The sequence below is a fragment of the Mycobacterium sp. E2989 genome, from assembly GCF_001667595.1.
In the GTDB taxonomy this organism is placed as follows: domain Bacteria; phylum Actinomycetota; class Actinomycetes; order Mycobacteriales; family Mycobacteriaceae; genus Mycobacterium.
Genome location: NZ_LZJX01000025.1, coordinates 1 through 602, shown reverse-complemented (window position 1 = coordinate 602; position 602 = coordinate 1). Strand labels below are relative to the sequence as shown.

Sequence of the window (602 nt, the reverse complement as noted above, 5' to 3'; positions counted from 1 at the left end):
GGATTCTTCGTCAACACGTTGGTGCTGCGGGTGGACGTGGCCGGTGATCCGACCGTCAGCGAGCTGTTAAGCCAGGTGCGTCGGCGTAGCCTGGCCGCCTACGACCATCAAGACGTTCCGTTCGAGGTGTTGGTGGAGCGGCTCAACCCGGTGCGGTCGTTGGCGCATCATCCGCTGGTGCAGGTGATGTTGGCCTGGCAGAACTTGCCCGGTGATCCGGGGTTGGCATTGGGCGATTTGCAGGTGACCCAGCTGCCGGTCGACACCCGCACCGCGCGGATGGACCTGACGTTCAACCTGGCCGAGCGCTACACCGATGCCGTTGAGCCGGGCGGGATTTCGGGGGCGGTGGAGTTCCGCACCGACGTGTTCGATCCGGGCACCGTGAGCGCGTTGGTGGAGCGGTTGCGGCGGGTGTTGGAGGCGATGACGGCTGATCCGGGCACGAGGTTGTCGGCGGTCGATGTGCTCACCGATGCCGAGCGGGTGTGCCTGGATGAGTGGGGGCATCGGGCGGTGTTGGGCCAGTCGGTGGTTGAGCGCTCGGTGCCGGGGTTGTTCGCCGCGCAGGTGGCCCGCGCCCCGCAGGGGGTGGCGCTGGG

At 67.8% G+C, this 602-nt stretch carries 1 protein-coding gene; it reads left to right on the top strand.

Translation table 11 applies throughout. The annotated features are described in order from the left end of the window. Positions 1-602 (top strand): condensation domain-containing protein (locus A5680_RS06240; RefSeq protein WP_156675017.1); only part of this gene is annotated, 602 nt, incomplete at both ends.